Origin of the sequence: Streptomyces sp. PR69 (assembly GCF_026420845.1) — a bacterium.
Classification (GTDB): Bacteria; Actinomycetota; Actinomycetes; order Streptomycetales; family Streptomycetaceae; genus Streptomyces.
This window is the reverse complement of record NZ_JAOWCB010000012.1, coordinates 105,886-124,711: the sequence shown is the minus strand read 5'-3', so window position 1 is coordinate 124,711 and position 18,826 is coordinate 105,886. Positions and strand designations below refer to the sequence as shown.

The 18,826-nt window shown below is 72.5% G+C and carries 13 protein-coding genes and 2 pseudogenes; 9 read left to right on the top strand and 6 right to left on the bottom strand.

Translation table 11 applies throughout. The features are described 5' to 3' along the window. Positions 1 to 346 precede the first annotated feature (346 nt). Positions 347 to 706, top strand: coding sequence for a signal peptidase I (locus OF819_RS14520; RefSeq protein ID WP_267243918.1), 360 nt, complete (start codon positions 347 to 349; stop codon positions 704 to 706). 199 nt (positions 707 to 905) lie between these two features. Here OF819_RS14520 and OF819_RS14515 read toward each other — a convergent pair whose 3' ends face one another. The 3 genes and pseudogenes from OF819_RS14515 to OF819_RS14505 all read right to left on the bottom strand — a co-directional run. Further along, entirely contained in the window at positions 906 to 2,639 is a 1,734-nt protein-coding gene (locus OF819_RS14515) for a thiamine pyrophosphate-binding protein (RefSeq protein WP_267243917.1), read from the bottom strand. Next, the gene (gene speB / locus OF819_RS14510; RefSeq protein ID WP_267243916.1) at positions 2,636 to 3,604 is read right to left on the bottom strand and encodes an agmatinase; all 969 of its coding nucleotides are present in this window, start codon (positions 3,602 to 3,604) and stop codon (positions 2,636 to 2,638) included. Before speB ends, OF819_RS14515 begins: the two co-directional genes overlap by 4 nt. 239 nt (positions 3,605 to 3,843) lie before the next feature. Then, a pseudogene (locus OF819_RS14505) lies at positions 3,844 to 4,206 on the bottom strand (sodium:solute symporter family transporter); the annotation flags it as partial. 111 nt (positions 4,207 to 4,317) lie between these two features. Between OF819_RS14505 and OF819_RS14500 the strand changes: the two are divergent. From OF819_RS14500 to tesB, 3 genes are all read left to right on the top strand, one after another. Further along, complete coding sequence (locus OF819_RS14500) at positions 4,318 to 5,835, top strand: PucR family transcriptional regulator (RefSeq protein WP_267243915.1); 1,518 nt, start codon at positions 4,318 to 4,320, stop codon at positions 5,833 to 5,835. A gap of 124 nt (positions 5,836 to 5,959) precedes the next feature. Further along, positions 5,960 to 7,117, top strand: coding sequence for an acyl-CoA dehydrogenase family protein (locus OF819_RS14495; RefSeq protein ID WP_267243914.1), 1,158 nt, complete (start codon positions 5,960 to 5,962; stop codon positions 7,115 to 7,117). Positions 7,118 to 7,123: 6 nt separating this feature from the next. Further along, positions 7,124 to 7,999 (top strand): acyl-CoA thioesterase II, encoded by an 876-nt coding sequence (gene tesB / locus OF819_RS14490; RefSeq protein WP_267243913.1) that lies wholly within the window; start codon positions 7,124 to 7,126, stop codon positions 7,997 to 7,999. A 91-nt stretch (positions 8,000 to 8,090) separates the two neighbouring features. Here tesB and OF819_RS14485 read toward each other — a convergent pair whose 3' ends face one another. Next, positions 8,091 to 8,870 carry a phosphatase gene (locus OF819_RS14485; protein WP_267243912.1) on the bottom strand — a complete coding sequence of 260 codons (780 nt, stop codon included), beginning with the start codon at positions 8,868 to 8,870 and terminating at the stop codon, positions 8,091 to 8,093. Between the two features lie 118 nt (positions 8,871 to 8,988). After that, positions 8,989 to 9,576, bottom strand: a pseudogene (locus tag OF819_RS14480) (TetR/AcrR family transcriptional regulator); the annotation flags it as partial. 101 nt (positions 9,577 to 9,677) lie between these two features. On the opposite strand from OF819_RS14480, the gene OF819_RS14475 reads away from it, so the two are divergent. The 5 genes from OF819_RS14475 to OF819_RS14455 all read left to right on the top strand — a co-directional run bounded on the left by OF819_RS14475 (position 9,678) and on the right by OF819_RS14455 (position 17,011). Further along, positions 9,678 to 11,294 carry a carboxyl transferase domain-containing protein gene (locus OF819_RS14475; protein ID WP_267243911.1) on the top strand — a complete coding sequence of 539 codons (1,617 nt, stop codon included), beginning with the start codon at positions 9,678 to 9,680 and terminating at the stop codon, positions 11,292 to 11,294. A gap of 18 nt (positions 11,295 to 11,312) precedes the next feature. Next, positions 11,313 to 13,742, top strand: a complete 2,430-nt coding sequence (locus tag OF819_RS14470) for an acetyl/propionyl/methylcrotonyl-CoA carboxylase subunit alpha (RefSeq protein WP_267243963.1) — start codon at positions 11,313 to 11,315, stop codon at positions 13,740 to 13,742. Next, on the top strand, positions 13,739 to 14,674 hold the full coding sequence (locus OF819_RS14465; RefSeq protein ID WP_267243910.1) for a hydroxymethylglutaryl-CoA lyase: 936 nt from the start codon (positions 13,739 to 13,741) through the stop codon (positions 14,672 to 14,674). Before OF819_RS14470 ends, OF819_RS14465 begins: the two co-directional genes overlap by 4 nt. A gap of 8 nt (positions 14,675 to 14,682) precedes the next feature. After that, positions 14,683 to 15,846 (top strand): acyl-CoA dehydrogenase family protein, encoded by a 1,164-nt coding sequence (locus OF819_RS14460; RefSeq protein ID WP_267243909.1) that lies wholly within the window; start codon positions 14,683 to 14,685, stop codon positions 15,844 to 15,846. A 148-nt stretch (positions 15,847 to 15,994) separates the two neighbouring features. Beyond that, the gene (locus OF819_RS14455) at positions 15,995 to 17,011 is read left to right on the top strand and encodes an ABC transporter substrate-binding protein (protein WP_267243908.1); all 1,017 of its coding nucleotides are present in this window, start codon (positions 15,995 to 15,997) and stop codon (positions 17,009 to 17,011) included. A gap of 78 nt (positions 17,012 to 17,089) precedes the next feature. On the opposite strand, the gene OF819_RS14450 is transcribed toward OF819_RS14455, so the two are convergent. After that, the gene (locus OF819_RS14450) at positions 17,090 to 18,745 is read right to left on the bottom strand and encodes a beta-N-acetylhexosaminidase (RefSeq protein WP_416370535.1); all 1,656 of its coding nucleotides are present in this window, start codon (positions 18,743 to 18,745) and stop codon (positions 17,090 to 17,092) included. Between the last annotated feature and the right edge of the window lie 81 nt (positions 18,746 to 18,826).

The following is an 18,826-nucleotide window of genomic DNA, read 5'->3' as shown; positions in this document are numbered from 1 at the left end:
TCTGCCGGAAGGCACCAACGCGGCGAGCTGCGTATTTCATCCCCTGGCAGCGGTCGCCGTACGAAGACCGGTCCGCGGACCTAGGACCGCCGGCCGCGGTCGGCCGTCGCCGCCAGTGTGCGCCAGCGGTGCGGCAGCCGCACGGTGAGCCGGTACAGCCGGGTGATCTGGGCGGCGTTCTGGCTGTCGTCACCAGCGAGGAGGAGCCGGAGGCGGCCGCCGGGGGCGCGCCGACGCGCGGCGAACAGTCCCGGTCTGGGTGCCCGCCGTACGCTGCCGCGGGCCCGCGGCGGTCAGACATCCGTCGACCGCGACGGCGGCGGTCGGGCTGTTAACGTCCCTTGCGGTGAACAGCAGTGTGTACGCGGGCAACGCCGGCCGTGACGCCGCCCTGGACCGGGGCTGGCTGCTCGGCCACTTCAAGGACGCCGCCGACCCGCGGCACAGCGATGCCGTCGAGATCAAGTGGGGCGTCCATCCGCGCGGCGACCGCCGCGCGGAGTGGGTGACGGGCGAGGAGCGCACCGCCCTGCTGGTGCTGATCAGCGGCCGCTTCCGGGTGGAGCTGTCGGACCGCAGTGTGCTCCTGGCCGAGCAGGGCGACTACGTCGTCTGGGGCCGGGGCGTGGATCACTCCTGGTACGCGGAGGAGGAGTCCGTGGTGCTCACGGTCCGCTGGCCGTCTGTGCCGGGGTACCGGGCGTAGCGGCGTTGCCCGGTTCGCCCCAGGCGACCGGTGCGGCCTTCGGCCGTGTCCTCAAACTCCCCCAGACTCCTCCCCCAGCTACCGCTGGGAGGTGCCCCCAGGGGTACCCCCACGGAGGTGCCCCCAGGGGTACCCCCGCGGAGGTGCCCCCAACGGGCTGAATTTCAGCCTCGCCTGGGGGTGCCTCCCCCGGTGCGGCTCAGCGGTGCGTCGGCGCGAACATCCGCAGCGTCGCCGGCAGCACCACCACCGACGGCCCCGCCGTCCCCAGCGCCTTCGCCAGGTGCTCCGTCAGCGACTCCGGCGTCGTCCGCAGCGCCGGGACGCCGAAGGATTCGGCGAGGGCGACGAAGTCCGGGCGGGCCAGCTCCGTGGCCGTCGCCTCCCCGAAGGCGTCCGTCATGTACTCGCGCAGAATCCCGTATCCGCCGTCGTCCACGATCAGCCAGGTGACGTCGAGGCCGTACTGCCGGGCCGTGGCCAGTTCGGCGATCGAGTACATCGCGCCGCCGTCGCCGGAGACGGCGAGCACCGGCCGCGTACGGTCCGCGGCGGCCGCGCCGAGGGCTGCCGGGAAGGCGTAGCCGAGGCCGCCCGCGCCCTGGGCGGAGTGCATGGTGTTGGGGCGGCGGGGGTCGAAGGCGGACCACGCCCAGTAGGCGAGGATCGTCATGTCCCAGAAGCTGGGGGACGCGTCCGGAAGAGCCTCGCGCACGGAGGACAGCACGTGCTGCTCCGTGGTGAGTTCCTGGGAGGCGATCCGTTCACGCACGCGCGCGAGGACGTCCCGGACGCGCTTCTGCGCGCCGGAGTCCGCCCGCTCCCGCACCGTCTCCAGCAGCGCGGACAGCCCGAGCCGGGCGTCCGCGTGGATGCCCAGCGCCGGGTGGTTGGACTCCAGCTTGCCGAGGTCCGCCTCGATCTGGATCATCCGGCCGCGGGGGGCGAACGTGTGGTAGTTCGAGGAGAGTTCGCCGAGCCCGGAGCCGACGACCAGCAGCACGTCCGCGTCCTCAAGGAAGTCGGTGATATGCCGGTCCTCCAGCCAGGACTGGAGGGACAGCGGGTGCTCCCAGGGAAACGCGCCCTTGCCGCCGAAGGTGGTGACGACCGGGGCGTTCAGCTTCTCGGCGAGCGCGCGCAGCTTGCCGGAGGCGTCGGAGCGTACGACCCCGCCGCCCGCGATGATCGCCGGACGCTGGGCCTTCGACAGCAGATCGGCGGCGACGGCGGTCAGTTCGGGCCGCGGCGCGACATCGCGCGGGGTCGCGTCCATGGCGGTGACGGCCGGCAGGGCCGCGGCCGCGAGCAGCACGTCCTGCGGGATCTCCACCCACACCGGGCCGTGCGGCGCGGTCAGCGCGGACTCCCAGGCCGCGGCGATCGCGGACGGGATCTGCGAGGCGGTGCGCACGGTGTGCACGGACTTCACGATGTCGCGGAACGACGCCTGCTGGTCGCGCAGTTCGTGCAGATAGCCGTGGCGGCCGCCGCCGAGCCCGGCGGTCGGCACCTGGCTGCCGATGGCCAGGACGGGCGCGGACGCCGCGGCCGCCTCCTGGAGGGCGGCCAGCGACATCAGCGCGCCGGGCCCGGTGGACAGCAGCAGCGGCGCGGCCTCCCCGGTGATGCGCCCGTACGCGTCCGCCGCGAAGCCCGCGTTGTTCTCCACGCGCAGCCCGACGTAGGTCAGGGAGGAGCGGCGCAGCGCGTCGAACATGCCGAGCGCGTGCTGCCCGGGCAGCCCGAACACGGTGGTCGCGCCGAGCCCCTGGAGGGTTTCGACGACGAGGTCGCCGCCGTTGCGGACCATGGACGCGCGGCGCTCTGCGCCTCCTTGAGGGGTGGTGGCCGGGCGACGGGTGGGCGGGTTCAGCGCGGCCTCCGTCTGCGCGGGCGTCGGCCGCAGCACGAGGCCGTGGTCGTGGGTCACTTGCCGCGCGCCTCCGCGATCTGGCGGGACATGATCGTGGTCAGCTCGTAGGCGGTGTGGGACGCGGCGACCGAGGTGATCTCGGCGTGGTCGTAGGCGGGGGCCACCTCGACGACGTCTGCGGAGACCAGGTTGCAGGAGGCGAGGCCGCGCAGGATCTCCAGCAGTTCGCGGGAGGTGAGGCCGCCGGCCTCCGGGGTGCCGGTGCCGGGCGCGTGCGCCGGGTCGAGCACGTCGATGTCGATGGAGATGTACAGCGGCCGGTCGCCGATGCGCTGACGGAGCTGGTCGGCCACCTCGTCGACGCCGCGCCGCATGACGTCGGCGGAGGTGACGATGCCGAAGCCCATCTTCTCGTCGTCGTCGAGGTCCTGCTTGCCGTACAGCGGGCCGCGCGTGCCGACGTGGGAGAGCGCCTCGGTGTCGAGGATGCCCTCCTCCACGGCCCGGCGGAACGGGGTGCCGTGGGTGTACTCCGCGCCGAAGTAGGTGTCCCAGGTGTCCAGGTGGGCGTCGAAGTGGAGCAGGGCCACCGGGCCGTGCTTCTTGGCGACGGAGCGCAGCAGCGGCAGCGCGATGGTGTGGTCGCCGCCGAGGGTCATCATGCGCGCGCCGGTGGACAGCAGCTCGTCGGCCGCGGCCTCGACGGTCTCGACGGCCTCGTTGATGTTGAAGGGGTTGGCGGCGATGTCGCCGGCGTCGGCGACCTGCGCGAGGGCGAACGGCGAGGCGTCCTGAGCCGGGTTGTAGGGCCGCAGCAGCCGGGACGCCTCGCGTATGGCGTTGCCGCCGAAGCGTGCGCCGGGGCGGTAGGAGACCCCGGAGTCGAAGGGGACGCCGACGACGGCCACATCGGCGCTGCCGACCTCGTCGAGCCGGGGCAGCCGGGCGAACGTCGCGGGTCCTGCGTACCGCGGGATACGGGACGAGTCGACGGGGCCGCGCGGCGTGTCGTTGCTGCTCATAGTGGTCTGCCTTCTTTCATACGCTTCATTGCGATTCTTCGTGTTTTCGACTTTAGCGGTGGACGGAGGCCGGCTCGGCCCCCGCCGCCTGCTCCTGGGCGGTTCCGGGACCGCCGCCCGCGAGCCGCCGCCGCCAGTTCTCCAGGACCGCCTCGTCCGTGGGCGAGGTGGCCAGACTCACGATCACACAGGCGGCGAGGGAGGCGAGCAGCCCGTAGTAGATCGGCTGGTTGGCGAGGCACCACGCCCGTGATGAGCCCGGCCCGGCCGCCGTACCGCAGGTCGAGCATCTCGGAGACGGTGTAGACCTTCAGCCGGGCGATGCGGGCGGAGAAGAGGACCGACAGGGCCAGCAGCCCGAGGCTGATGGTGAAGACCATCCAGGCGCCGGAGAGCCCGTACTTGTAGCCGAGGCCGACGCCGCCGATGGTGGACGCGCCGCCGAGGACGATGGCGGCCATCGTGCCGGAGTACATCCACGGGCCGAGCCGGCGCCCGGCGACCAGGAACTCGCTCTTGGACTTGGCGCGGCGCATGCCCCACCAGCCCATGCCGAGCATCCCGGCCAGATACGCGACGATCACTGCGTGATCGACAGCCATCGGCTTCCTCCGTCTCGTTCCCCCGGGGTCCACGGGTGGTGTTGGGAGTCGACGGTAGGTGGCCGGAATGCGACGCTGAAGTGTACGTTTCCTGCACTCTGCCGCCCGCGAATGGATAAACCATCCATGCCTGCCTCTGCGCCCGCACCCGCGCCCGCCCCGCCCACTCCGCCGATCCCCCTGGCGGCGCTGCTGTCCGAGCCGGAGCTGGGCCTGCGCCAGCTCGCGGGCCCGTCCGCCGAGGGCGACCCGCCGCCGGTGCTGCACTGGGTGCACACCTCGGAGATGGCGGACCCGTTTCCGTATCTGCTGGGCGGGGAGCTGCTGCTGAGCGCCGGGGTGCTGCTCAAGGACCCGGACGTGTATGTGTCGCGCATCGTGCAGGCGGGGGCGGCGGCGCTCGGCTTCGGGCTGGCGCCGGTGTACGACACGGTGCCGCGCGGGCTGGTCGAGGCATGCGACCGGCATGGGCTGCCGCTGCTGGAGGTCCCGCCGCCGACGCCGTTCACGGCGGTGGCCCGTGCGGTGTGGCGGCTGATGGAGCAGGCCCGCCACCGGGAGCTGCGCCGGGTCACCGAGGCGCAGCAGGGTCTGGCGTCGGCGGCGGCGCGGCGGGACCCGGTGCCGGCGGTGCTGAAGCAGCTGGCGTCCCGGCTGGGCGGCCGTGCGGTGCTGATGGCGCGGGACGGCACGGAGCTGCATACGGCGGGACGCGCTCCGGGTACGGGCGAGGCGCTGCGCCGGCTGACGGAGGTCGTCACCCGCGCGGCCCCCGGCGCCCCGTCCTCCGCCTCCGACGCCCACGCGGGCGTCCATCTCGCCGCCTACGCCCTCGGCGGCGGCCAGGGGCTGGCACTGGGCCTGGCCACGCCGTCCCGGGAGCCGGGCGACCGGACCATCGCCGGGGTCGGAGTCGTCCTGCTGTCCCTGCTGACCGCGCCGCGGCCGGGCGCGGACGCGGCGGGCCGCGACGCCGCCCTCGTACGGCTGCTCCTCGGGGCGGCCCCGGCCGATGCCGCCCGGCTCCTGGGCGCGGACCGCTGGACCGTCGTACGCGCCCGGGGCGACGCCGCCGCGCCCTTCGCCGCCGCGGCCCTGGGCGCGGCCCTCGGCAGCGCGCTGATCGACCCGGACGCGGGCGCGGGCGTGGGCGTGGGCGACAGGGGCGGGGACGGGGACGGGGACGGGGACGTGCGCATCCTGCTCCCCGCCGACCGGGAGCCCGCCGCCCAGCCGGGCTGGACGCTCGGCGTCAGCGCCCCCGCCTCCCTCACGGACCTCCGGGCGGCCGACGCCCAGGCCGCCCGCGCCCTGCACCGCGCCATCGCCGCCCGCACCCCCGTGGTGCGCCACCGCGAGCCGGGCCTGACCTCTCTGGTGCCCTCCGAGGAGGCCGCCGCCTACGCCCGCACCCTGCTCGCCCCGCTGGCCGGCTCCCCCGCCCTGACGGACACACTGCGCACCTGGCTCTCCCTCCACGGCAACTGGGACCGCACGGCCGCCGCCCTCGCCGTCCACCGCAACACGGTCCGCCAGCGCATCGCCCGCTGCACCCAGCTGCTGGACGCCGATCTGAGCGACCCGGACGTGCGAATGGAGCTGTGGTTCGCGCTGCGGCAGGCGGTGTGACGCCAGTGACGTCCGCCAGCTCTGGACAGGCTTGCCAACCGCCGGGTAACTTAGCCTGAGCAAGCGCTTAGTCCAGCTGTCAAGGACGCCCACACGCATTCACACGCCGAGGAGAGTGGCTTCCGTGCGCCGTACCGTCTACAACGAGGATCACGAGGCGTTCCGGGAGACCATCCGCGCCTTCATCGAGACCGAGGTCGTGCCCGTCTACGACGAGTGGTACGCGGCGGGGCAGGCGCCCCGTGACTTCTACTACAAGCTCGGCGAGCTGGGCATCTTCGGCATCAACGTCCCCGAGGAGTTCGGCGGCGCGGGCCTGGACACGCATAAGTTCGAGGCCGTGCTGTACGAGGAGACCTCGCGCGCGGGCGTCAGCTTCGGCGGTTCCGGCGTGCATGTGCTGCTCGCCCTGCCCTACATCAAGATGCTGGCCGACGACGAGCAGAAGAAGCGCTATCTGCCGAAGTTCGTCACCGGCGAGGAGATGTGGGCGCTGGCGATGACCGAGCCGGGCACCGGCTCCGATGTCGCGGGCATGAAGACCACCGCCAAGCTGAGCGAGGACGGCACGCACTATGTCCTCAACGGCGCCAAGACCTTCATCACCGGCGGTGTGCACGCCGACCGTGTCATCGTCTGCGCCCGGACCTCCGCCCCGTCGGCCGAGGACCGCCGCTTCGGCATCTCCCTCTTCGCCGTGGACACCAAGTCCGAGGGCTACTCCATCGGCCGCAAGCTCGACAAGCTGGGCCTGCGCACCTCCGACACCGCCGAGCTGGCCTTCGTCGATGTCAAGGTCCCCGTGGAGGATCTGCTCGGCGAGGAGAACAAGGGCTTCTACTACCTCGGCCAGAACCTCCCCTCGGAGCGCTGGGGCATCGCCTTCGGCGCGTATGCGCAGGCCAAGGCGGCCGTCCGGTTCGCCCAGCAGTATGTGCAGGAGCGCACCGTCTTCGGCAAGCCGGTCGCCCACTTCCAGAACACCAAGTTCGAGCTGGCCGCCTGCCAGGCGGAGGTGGACGCCGCGGAGGCCGTCGCCGACCGCGCCCTGGAGGCTCTGGACGCCTCAGAGCTCTCCCCCGCCGAGGCCGCGTCCGCCAAGCTGTTCTGCACCGAGGTCGCGCACCGTGTCATCGACCGCTGCCTCCAGCTGCACGGCGGCTACGGCTATATGAACGAATACCCCATCGCCCGCCTGTACGCGGACAACCGCGTCAACCGCATCTACGGCGGCACAAGCGAGGTCATGAAGTCCATCATCGCCAAGTCGATGGGCCTGTAAGCACAGGTGAGCGAAGCACTGGACAGACTTCTCGACCTGCTCGACCTGGAGCGGGTCGAGGAGAACATCTTCCGGGGCCGGTCGCGGTCGGCGATCGTGCCCCGGGTCTTCGGCGGCCAGGTGGCGGCCCAGGCCCTGGTGGCCGCGGGCCGCACCGTGCCCGAGGACCGTACGGCGCACTCCCTCCACTCGTACTTCCTGCGCATGGGCGATCCGGGCGCGCCGATCGTCTACACCGTCGACCGCATCCGCGACGGCCGCTCTTTCACCACCCGCCGGGTCGTCGCCGTCCAGCACGGGCAGCCGATCTTCCATCTCTCCGCGTCCTTCCAGACGTACGAGGAGGGCCTGGAGCACCAGGCCCCGATGCCGGACGCACCGGACCCGGAGACGCTGCCCGCGGCCGAGGAGGTGCTGCCGCGGTACGCGGACCGGTTCGTCGATCCGCGCATCGCGGACCGGATGCTCAAGGCGCGGGCGGCGGTCGATCTGCGCTATGTGGACGAACCGCCCTACGGCTCGGTGGGGCGGCCGCGCGAGCCGCGCTCCCAGGTGTGGTTCCGGGCGAACGGCAAGCTCGCCGACGATCCGCTGCTGCACGTCTGCCTCGCCACGTATGTCTCCGACATGACGCTGCTCGACTCGGTGCTGCTGGCGCATGGGCGCGGCGGCTGGGCGGTCGGCGATGTGGTGGGCGCATCTCTGGACCACGCGATGTGGTTCCACCGGCCCTTCCGGGCGGACGAGTGGCTGTTGTACGACCAGGAGTCCCCGTCCGCCTCGGGCGGCCGCGGACTGGGCCAGGCCCGCATCTACACCCAGGACGGCAGGCTGGCGATCTCCGTCATCCAGGAGGGCGTGGTCCGCGTCCCGCGCGGCTGACGCCCTGGCGCGGGCTTCGAACCCGACGTCAGAGCAGGGTTCGAACCCGACGCCGAAGCCGGGCGTCAGAGCCGGGCGTCGGAACCCGGCGTCAGAGCAGCCCCGCCGCGGCCAGCAGATAGTCCGTCATCGGGTCGTACGCCTGCGGGTCGAGGATGTGGTCGTCCAGCGGGACCGTCACCTGGAGGACGCCCTCCGCCTCGCCGATGAAGAGCGCGGGGTCGTTGCAGTCCGCGTAGCCGACCGCGTCGATGCCGCGCCCGCCCGCGCAGCCCGCCCAGCCGTGGTCGGCGACCACGAGGTCGGGCAGCGGGCGGCCCTGCTGCTCCAGCGCGTCGAGGATCGCGGCCATCGGGGCCGGCGAGTGGGTGTGCCACAGGGTCGCGCCGCGCTCCAGCATCGCCACGTCCGCGAACTGGAAGACCATGCCCTCGTCCGCCGTCAGCCCGCCCGGGATGCGCACGACCTCGCAGCCCGCGGCCCGCAGGGCGGCCGCCGTGCGGGCGTGGACGTCGAGGAGTCCGCCGGGGTGGCCGGTCGCGAACAGCACCCGTTCCCGCCCCTCGGCCGCCTTCCGCAGCCGGGCGGCCAGCCGGTCCAGCGCGGCCGCGGTCAGCTCGGGGTCGATGGTGTCCTGTCCGAAGCGGTGCCCGGGGTCGTCGCTGACCCCGCACCGCTCGGCCATCACGGCCAGCACATCCTGCTCGTCGCTCCAGCGGTCGCCGAGCTCCAGACCCAGCCAGTAGTGCCGGTCGCCGTTGGCGAGCTGGCGGTAGTGGGAGAGGTTGTTCTCACGGGGAGTGGCCACGTCACCGGCGATCCGGTGCTGAACGAGGTGGTCGACGAGGGCGGCGCGGCTGGGTATCGGCATGACTGCCATTGTGCCGTCACACCGACCGTGCGGAGGGCTCGTCCCGAACGCTGGACGTGTCGGCGCGCCGCTGCTCCGGGCCGGGCCCGAAGGGGCCGTCCGGGTGAACCGCCTGCGCGGCCAGCGCTCCGAACGCGCCGTGCGCCAGCCGCCGCAGCAGCGCCTCGGTGGCCGCTCGGCCCGGCTGCCCGCTGCCGTACGAACCGAGGTGCGGGGTGGAGTTCAGCAGCCCGAACACCGCGTGCACGGCCGCCCTGGCCTGCGCCTCGGGCACCTCGGGGCAGCTGTCGCGCACGGCCGCGACCCACAGCTCGACGTACTGCCGCTGGAGCTGGCGCACCTTCCTGCGGTCGGCGTCGCGGAGGCGGTCCAGCTCACGGTCGTGCAGGGTGATGAGGGGGCGGTCGTCGAGCGCGAAGTCGATATGCCCGTCGATGAGCGAGGCGAGGACCGCCCCCGGATCGCCGTCGGCCTCCGCGACCCGGTGCCGTCCGCCGGTGAGCAGCCGCTCGCTGATGCCCACCAGCAGCTCCGCGAGCATCGCGTCTTTGCCCGCGAAGTGGCGGTACAGGCCGGGGCCGCTGATGCCGACGGCCGCCCCTATCTCGTCGACGCCGACGCCGTGGAAACCGCGCTCGGCGAAGAGCCGGGCGGCCTCCTTGAGGATCTGCTCGCGGCGGGTGGGGGCGGCGGTCCTGGTGCTCATGGGAATTCATTCTAGACAGGGCGGTTAGCGGTCGTTAACCTAGTCGAAACAGGTTAACGCTCACTAACACAGAGCGCAGGTCGAGCAAGGGAGCTCGAGCGATGCAGCAGGCACCAGTGCTGGCGAGCGCCGCCGATCCGGCGTCTCAGGCCTGGCGGGCCAATGAGGCGGCGCACCGGGAGCTGGCCGAGGAGCTGCGCGGCAGACTCGCCGCGGCGCGTCTCGGCGGCGGCGAGAAGGCCCGCGCCCGGCACACCGCGCGCGGCAAGCTGCTGCCGCGCGACAGGGTCGACACCCTGCTCGACCCCGGCTCGCCGTTTCTGGAGCTGGCCCCCCTCGCGGCCAGCGGCATGTACGGGGACCAGGCCCCGGCCGCGGGCGTCATCGCCGGGATCGGGCGGGTCAGCGGCCGGGAGGCCGTGATCGTCGCCAACGACGCCACGGTCAAGGGCGGCACGTACTACCCGATGACGGTGAAGAAGCATCTGCGCGCCCAGGAGGTGGCGCTGGAGAACCGCCTGCCGTGCGTCTATCTGGTGGACTCCGGAGGCGCGTTCCTGCCGATGCAGGACGAAGTCTTCCCCGACCGCGAGCACTTCGGGCGGATCTTCTACAACCAGGCCCGGCTGTCCGGGGCCCGCATTCCGCAGATCGCCGCGGTGCTGGGGTCCTGCACGGCGGGCGGGGCGTATGTCCCGGCGATGAGCGACGAGGCCGTGATCGTGCGCGGCCAGGGCACGATCTTCCTCGGCGGCCCGCCGCTGGTGAAGGCCGCGACCGGCGAGGTCGTCACCGCAGAGGAGCTGGGCGGCGGCGAGGTCCACTCCCGGGTCTCCGGCGTCACGGACCATCTCGCGGAGGACGACGCGCACGCGCTGCGCATCGTGCGGAACATCGTGGCGACGCTCCCGGAGCGGGGTCCGCTGCCGTGGCCCGTCGAGCCCGTCGAGGAGCCGAAGGCCGATCCGCACGGACTGTACGGCGCGGTGCCCGTGGACTCCCGCACTCCGTACGACGTGCGGGAGGTGATCGCCCGGATCGTGGACGGTTCCCGGTTCGCGGAGTTCAAGGCGGAGTTCGGGACGACGCTGGTCACCGGCTTCGCCCGGATCCACGGCCACCCGGTCGGCGTCGTCGCCAACAACGGCATCCTGTTCGCCGAATCCGCCCAGAAGGGCGCGCACTTCATCGAGCTGTGCGACCAGCGCGGCATCCCCCTGCTGTTCCTGCAGAACATCTCCGGCTTCATGGTCGGCCGCGACTACGAGGCGGGCGGCATCGCCAAGCACGGCGCGAAGATGGTCACCGCCGTGGCGTGCACCAGGGTGCCCAAACTGACCGTCGTCATCGGCGGTTCGTACGGCGCGGGGAACTACTCGATGTGCGGCCGGGCGTACTCGCCGCGCTTTCTGTGGATGTGGCCTAACGCCAAGATCTCGGTGATGGGCGGCGAGCAGGCCGCCTCCGTGCTGGCGACCGTCAAGCGCGACCAGCTGGAGGGGCGCGGCGAGGAGTGGTCCGCCGAGGAGGAGGACGCCTTCAAGGCCCCCATCCGGGAGCAGTACGAAACCCAGGGCAACGCCTACTACGCGACGGCGCGGCTCTGGGACGACGGTGTGATCGACCCCCTGGAGACCCGGCAGGTGCTGGGTCTGGCCCTGACGGCCTGCGCCAACGCCCCGCTGGGCGAGCCGGGCTTCGGCGTCTTCCGGATGTGAGGCGGAGCGACCATGACGATGTTCGACACAGTCCTCGTCGCCAACCGGGGCGAGATCGCGGTGCGGGTGATCCGCACCCTGCGGGCGCTGGGCGTGCGCTCCGTCGCCGTGTTCAGCGACGCGGACGCCGACGCGCGCCATGTCCGGGAGGCGGACACGGCGGTGCGGATCGGGCCCGCGCCCGCGGCGGACAGCTATCTGCGCATCGACCGGCTGCTGGACGCGGCCGGGCGCACGGGCGCGCAGGCGATCCACCCGGGCTATGGCTTCCTCGCGGAGAACGCGGCCTTCGCGCGGGCGTGCGCGGACGCGGGGGTGGTGTTCATCGGCCCGCCCGCGTCGGCGATCTCCCTGATGGGCGACAAGATCCGCGCCAAGGAGACGGTACGGGCGGCGGGCGTGCCCGTGGTGCCCGGCTCCTCCGGCAGCGGGCTGAGCGACGCCGAACTGGCCGCGGCGGCCCGTGAGATCGGCATGCCGGTGCTGCTGAAGCCCTCGGCGGGCGGCGGCGGCAAAGGCATGCGCCTCACCCGGGTCGAGTCCGCGCTGCTGGAGGAGATCGCGGCGGCCCGGCGGGAGGCGCGGGCGTCCTTCGGGGACGACACGCTGCTGGTGGAGCGGTGGATCGACCGGCCGCGGCATATCGAGATCCAGGTGCTGGCCGACGGCGTGGGGAACGTGGTGCATCTGGGCGAGCGCGAGTGCTCGCTGCAGCGCCGCCACCAGAAGATCATCGAGGAGGCGCCGTCCGTCCTGCTGGACGACCAGACGCGTGCGGCGATGGGCGAGGCGGCGGTCTCGGCGGCCCGCTCCTGCGGGTATGTCGGCGCGGGGACGGTGGAGTTCATCGTCCCCGGCGGCGACCCCTCCTCGTACTACTTCATGGAGATGAACACCCGTCTCCAGGTCGAGCACCCGGTCACCGAACTCATCACGGGCGTGGACCTGGTCGAGCAGCAGCTCCGCATCGCCGCGGGCGAGCCGCTCCCCTCCGCCCAGGAGGACATCACCTTTACGGGCCACGCCATCGAGGCCCGCCTCTGCGCGGAGGACCCGGCCCGCGGCTTCCTGCCCTCCGGGGGCACGGTCCTCGCCCTCCACGAGCCCGGGGGCTGGGGGTCCCCCCTGCGCGAAGAGCCCGGGGGAGGCATCCGCACCGACTCGGGCCTGGCGGAGTCCACGGAGGTCTCCAGCCTCTACGACCCGATGCTCTCCAAGGTCATCGCCCACGCCCCCGACCGGCCCTCGGCCCTCCGTCGCCTCCGCGCGGCCCTGGCCGCCACGGTCACCCTCGGCATCCCGACGAACGCCGGCTTCCTCCGCCGCCTGCTGGCCCACCCGTCCGTGGTCTCCGGCGACCTGGACACGGGCCTGGTGGAGCGCGAGGTGGACGGCCTGATCCCGGCGGACGTGCCGAGGGAGGTCTACGCCGCCGCGGCCCTCCTCAAGCGGGCGGCCGCCACCCCCGCGGCGACGGACGTCTGGACGGACCCCTTCTCCGCCCCCACAGGCTGGCGCCTCGGCGGCGCCCCCGCCTGGACCCCCCACTGGTTCCGCATCCCGGGCCACCCCCCGGTGGAAATCCGCACCCGCCACCTCTCCCCAACGGCAACGGAGATCGCCCTCCCCACCCCGCCCGGCGAAGCCGGGCCGGAACCAGCCATCGGCGCCGGCGACCCGCACCAGCCCTCCACCCCGCCCGGCGGAGCCGGGGCGGGCGTGGCCGCAGCCGGGCCGAGAACGGCCATCGGCGACGACCGGCAACAGCCTGCCGACGCGACACTGCCCGCCGACGGCGCGCAGCAGCAGCCCACTCCGCCCGGCGGCGCCGGGGCGGGGACCGCGGCCGGGCCGGAATCGGTCAGCGGCGGCGCACAGCAGCCCACCCGGCACGGCGAAGCCGGAACCACCCCCACCCCGCCCGGCGGCGCCGGGGCGGGCGTGGCCGCAGGGGGGGCCGGGGGCTTGTCCCCGGTTTCGGGGAGTGGGGGTCCCCCCACTCCCGAGGGCGTAGGGGGAGGGGTGGGGGACGGCTCCATCGCCCGGCTGGTGGCGGCCGCCCACCGCACCGTGACCCTGGAGCTCGACGGCGTCACCCACACCTTCGCCCACGCCCCCTCCCCCGACGGCCTCTGGCTCGGCAGGGACGGCGACTCCTGGCACGTACAGGATCACGACCCCGTCGAGGCCGCGCTCTCCGGGGCCGCGCACGCCGGGGCGGACACGCTCGCCGCGCCGATGCCCGGCACGGTCACCGTCGTGAAGGTGGCCGTGGGCGACGAGGTCGAGGCCGGGCAGAGTCTGCTCGTCGTGGAGGCGATGAAGATGGAGCACGTCATCTCCGCCCCGCACGCCGGCACCGTCGCCGAGCTGGATGTGACGCCCGGCGCGACCGTCGCCATGGACCAGGTGCTGGCCGTGGTCGCCCCCAGGGAGGAGGACGCATGATGACCGCGCTGCCCATGACCGTCCCGGCCCCCGGCCTCCCCGCGCGCGTGCGCATCCACGAGGTCGGACCGCGCGACGGCCTGCAGAACGAGCAGACGGTCGTCCCGACCGAGGTCAAGGCGGAGTTCATCCGCCGGCTCGCGGCCGCCGGCCTGCGCACGGTCGAGGCGACCAGCTTTGTCCACCCCAAGTGGGTGCCCCAACTGGCCGACGCCGAACAGCTCTTCCCCCTCGTGTCCGGCCTGGACGCCCGGCTCCCGGTCCTCGTGCCGAACGAGCGGGGCCTTGACCGGGCCCTCTCCCTCGGCGCCCGCCAGGTCGCCGTGTTCGCCAGCGCCACCGAGTCCTTCGCCAAGGCCAACCTCAACCGCACCGTTGACGAGGCGCTCGCGATGTTCACCCCGGTCGTGGCCCGGGCCAGGGACGAGGGCCTGACCGTCCGCGGCTATCTGTCGATGTGCTTCGGCGACCCCTGGGAGGGCCCCGTCCCCCTCAAGCAGGTCGTCCGCGTCTGCCGCGCCCTCGCGGACATGGGCTGTGACGAGCTGAGTCTCGGCGACACCATCGGCGTGGCCACCCCGGGCCATGTCCAGGCGCTCATCGCCGCGCTGGGCGAGGCCGGGATCCCGGCGAGCACGCTCGCCGTGCACTTCCACGACACCTACGGCCAGGCGCTCGCCAACACCCTCGCCGCGCTGCAGCATGGCGTCACCACGGTGGACGCCTCCGCGGGCGGCCTGGGCGGCTGCCCGTACGCCAAGAGCGCCACCGGCAATCTCGCCACCGAAGACCTCGTGTGGATGCTCGACGGCCTCGGCGTCGAGACCGGGGTCGACCTCGGCCTCCTCACCGCCACAAGCACCTGGATGGCCGACCGGCTGGGCCGCCCCAGCCCCTCCCGTACCGTCCGCGCCCTCTCCCACAAGGAGTGACCCCGATCATGACGCTTGACCACCGGCTGTCGCCGGAACACGAGGAACTGCGCCGCACCGTCGAGGAGTTCGCGCACGAGGTCGTCGCCCCGAAGATCGGCGACTACTACGAACGCCATGAGTTCCCCTATGAGATCGTCCGCGAGATGGGCCGGATGGGCCTGTTCGGGCTGCCCTTCCCCGAGGAGTACGGCGGCATGGGCGGCGACTATCTCGCGCTGGGCATCGCCCTGGAGGAGCTGGCCCGCGTCGACTCCTCCGTGGCGATCACCCTGGAGGCGGGCGTCTCGCTGGGCGCGATGCCGGTCTACCGCTTCGGCACGGAGGAGCAGAAGCGGCAATGGCTGCCGCGGCTCTGCTCCGGTGAGATCCTGGGCGCGTTCGGGCTGACCGAGCCGGACTGCGGCTCGGATGCCGGCGGCACCAGGACGACGGCCGTCCGCGACGGCGACGAGTGGGTCGTCAATGGCTCCAAGTCCTTCATCACCAACTCGGGCACGGACATCACCGGTCTGGTCACCGTCACCGCGGTCACCGGCAGGACGGCGGACGGCCGCCCCCTGATCTCCTCGATCATCGTCCCGTCCGGCACCCCCGGCTTCACCGTCGCGGCCCCCTACTCCAAGGTCGGCTGGAACGCCTCGGACACCCGTGAGCTGGCCTTCTCCGACGTCCGCGTCCCGGCGTCGAATCTGCTGGGCGAGGAGGGCCGTGGGTACGCCCAGTTCCTGCGCATCCTCGACGAGGGTCGGATCGCCATCGCGGCGCTGGCCACGGGGCTGGCTCAGGGCTGTGTGGACGAGTCGGTCGCCTACGCGAAGGAGCGTCATGCCTTCGGCCGCCCGATCGGCGCGAACCAGGCCATCCAGTTCAAGATCGCCGACATGGAGATGCGCGCCCATATGGCCCGCATCGGCTGGCGCGACGCCGCCTCCCGGCTGGTCCAGGGCGAGCCGTTCAAGAAGGAGGCAGCCCTGGCGAAGCTGTACTCCTCCACGGTCGCCGTCGACAACGCCCGGGACGCCACCCAGATCCACGGCGGCTACGGCTTTATGAACGAGTATCCGGTCGCCCGCATGTGGCGTGATTCAAAGATCCTGGAGATCGGGGAGGGCACAAGCGAGGTCCAGCGCATGCTGATCGCCCGCGAGCTGGACCTCCCAGCGGCCTGAGCGCTCCGCGGGAAGCGCCGCTCAGACGGTGGCCGACGGGTCTTGGTGCTGCCGGGCTCCGGTGACGGCGAGATGAGGTTAGGCTAACCTGCCCCCACATCATCACCAGCCACAGCCGAAACAGCCACGCACGAAAGCAGACGCCGTCATGCCCAACACCAGAGTCTCCCCGCTCTCCCGCCGCAGACTGCTCACCGCCGGCAGCGCCCTCGGGCTCGGAGCCGCGCTCACCGCCTGCAGTTCGGGGGACGGCAAGGGCGGCGCGGCTGACGACGCCAAGCCCTGGAAGTTCCAGGACGACCGGGGCGAGACCGCCGAGACCAAGGGCGTGCCGAAGAACATCGTCGCCTTCACCGGCACCGCCGCCGCACTCCACGACTACGGCGTCGAGGTCAAGGGGGTGTTCGGGCCGACGAAGACCGCCGGCGGCAAGCCCGACGTCCAGGCCGGCGATCTCGACATCGACAAGGTTGAGATCATCGGCAATGTCTGGGGCGAGTTCAGCGTCGAGAAGTACGCGGCGCTGCAGCCGGACCTCCTGGTCACCGCCATGTGGGAGAAGGACGCCCTCTGGTATGTGCCGGACCAGTCCAGGGACAAGATCCTCAAGCTGGCGCCGAGCGTCGCGCTGTGGGCGTCCCAGACCACCATCCCGAAGGCGCTCCAGCGCCATGCGGAGCTGGCCGAGGCGCTGGGCGCCGACCTCAAGGCCAAGAAGGTCACCGACGCCAGGGCCCGCTTCGAGAAGGCCGCCGAGCGGCTGCGCCAGGCCGCCAAGGCCAAGCCGGAGATCCGGGTGCTGATCGGCTCGGCGAGCCAGGAGATCTTCTATGTCTCCCTCGCGAAGATGTCCGCCGACACGCTCTACTTCCAGGAGCTGGGCGTGAAGTTCGTCGAGCCCAAGGTCAACGCCCAGGGCTTCTTCGAGGAGCTGAGCTGGGAGAACGTCGGCAAGTACCAGGCGGACGTCATCATCATGGACAACCGTTCCGGCACCCTCCAGCCGGCGGACCTGAAGTCCAGGCCGACCTGGGAGCAGCTACCCGCCGTCAAGGCCGGTCAGGTGTACCCCAGGGTGACAGAGCCGATCTTCTCGTACGACAAGTGTGCGGTGCTGCTGGAGGACCTCGCGGCCGCCGTCGAGAAGGCCAAGAAGGTCGTCTGACGCGCCGCCGGCCGCTCCGGTCGGCGAGCGGCGCCTCTGCGGGCCCCGGCCTGAGGCCGGGACCCGCAGGGGGTCCAGCTACTGCTCCTGCTGCGACCGCGGCCAGTCCACCTGCGGTGAGCGGTAGAAGTCGATCCCCATCGCCTCCAGCCGCGGCCCCTGCGCCGCCAGCCGCTCCCGGTACGCCTCCCAGTCGTGCGCGGACGCGGGCGACCAGCCGAGTTCGGCGATTCCCGGGAGCCGCGGGAAGGCCATGAACTCGATGTGCTCATCGGTCGAGATGGTCTCCGACCACAGCGGGGCCTCGACCCCGATGACCGAGGACGGCGGCGCCCCCGGCAGCAGCGCCTCCGGGTCCCAGTCGTAGGAGCGCCGCACCTCCACATATCCGGCCCAGTCCAGGCCCAGCGGGGTGTCCTTGTTGTACTTCATGTCGAGGTAGGAGCGGTCGGCCGGCGAGAGGATCAGCCGGGTGCCGTTCCGCGCGGCCGCGGCCACCCGCTCCTTCTCCGCGGCGCTGGTCTTGTCCCGGCCCCACCACTGCACGACCGCGCCCTCCGCGGGCACGGCGGCGGTGAGCTGATGCCAGCCGACGACCGTCTTGCCGTAGGCCGCGACGGTCTTCTGGGCCCGCTCCATGAAGGCCACATAGTCCTCTTCGCTGGTGGAGTGGGCCTCGTCGCCGCCGATGTGGAGATACCGGCCGGGGGTGAGGGCTGCCACCTCGCGGATCACATCGTCGATGAAGTCGTACGTCACCTCCTTCGGCACACACAGCGAGCTGAAGCCGACGTCGGTGCCGGTGTAGAGCGGCGGGGCGACCCCGTCGCAGTTCAGCTCGGCGTAGGAGGCGAGAGCCGCGTTGGTGTGGCCCGGCATGTCGATCTCCGGGATCACCTCCATATGGCGGGCGGCCGCATGGCGCAGGATCTCGCGGTACTGGTCCTTGGTGTAGTAGCCGCCCGGTCCCCCGCCGACCTGTGTGGATCCGCCGTAGCTCGCCAGCCTCGGCCAGGAGTCGACCGCGATGCGCCAGCCCTGGTCGTCGGAGAGGTGCAGATGCAGTGTGTTGATCTTGTAGAGGGCGAGCTGGTCGATATAGCGCTTGACCTGCCCGACGGTGAAGAAGTGCCGGGAGACGTCCAGCATCGCGCCGCGGTGGGCATAGCGCGGGGTGTCGGTGATCACGCCGCCCGCGATGCGCCAGGGGCCCGGCTGGCGGGTGTCCTTCTCGATCGCGGCGGGCAGCAGCTGACGGAGCGTCTGCACGGCGTGGAACAGCCCGGCGGGCTTGTGCGCGGTGAGCGTGACGGACCTGCGTGAGGACTCCAGGCGGTAGCCCTCGTCGCCGAGCGACCGCTCGCCGCCGTCGAGCCGGAGCCGGATGGCGCCGGCCGTGCCGCCGGAGTCGGTGACGGGCAGCTCGTAGCCGGTCGCGGGCCGCAGCAGACCGGCGAGATAGTCGCCGATGGTCCGGCCCTCGCCGGAGCCCTTGTCGACGCGGATACGGGTCTGGGCGGACAGGGTGTACGGGGCCCCCTGCGGCTGTACGGAGGCCGGTGCGGGGATGACCTGGCCGAGCGGCCGCGCGGCTGGGGCGGCCTCCCCCACGGCGGCCCCCGCACTGGTGATGCCGCAGGCCGCCACGAGCAGCAGCGCACCGAGCAGTCGGGGAAGGCGGGGCAGTCGAGGAGGGCGGGGAAGGCGGGGAGGGAGTGATCCGGGCTGACTCACAGGCGGGTCCCTTCGACGGGCGTCACATCCGTGTGCAGAGCAACCGAACGCTTGGCATTGCGTACCGCGCGCCCCAACGGC

Excerpts from the sequence above, each read along its gene's own strand:
- OF819_RS14465 (WP_267243910.1), top strand. The coding sequence starts at position 13,739 with ATGATGACCGCGCTGCCCATGACCGTCCCGGCCCCCGGCCTCCCCGCG.
- OF819_RS14455 (WP_267243908.1), top strand. The coding sequence starts at position 15,995 with ATGCCCAACACCAGAGTCTCCCCGCTCTCCCGCCGCAGACTGCTCACC.
- speB (WP_267243916.1), bottom strand. The coding sequence starts at position 3,604 with ATGAGCAGCAACGACACGCCGCGCGGCCCCGTCGACTCGTCCCGTATC.
- OF819_RS14460 (WP_267243909.1), top strand. The coding sequence starts at position 14,683 with ATGACGCTTGACCACCGGCTGTCGCCGGAACACGAGGAACTGCGCCGC.
- OF819_RS14470 (WP_267243963.1), top strand. The coding sequence starts at position 11,313 with ATGTTCGACACAGTCCTCGTCGCCAACCGGGGCGAGATCGCGGTGCGG.
- OF819_RS14500 (WP_267243915.1), top strand. The coding sequence starts at position 4,318 with ATGGATAAACCATCCATGCCTGCCTCTGCGCCCGCACCCGCGCCCGCC.
- OF819_RS14475 (WP_267243911.1), top strand. The coding sequence starts at position 9,678 with ATGCAGCAGGCACCAGTGCTGGCGAGCGCCGCCGATCCGGCGTCTCAG.
- OF819_RS14485 (WP_267243912.1), bottom strand. The coding sequence starts at position 8,870 with ATGCCGATACCCAGCCGCGCCGCCCTCGTCGACCACCTCGTTCAGCAC.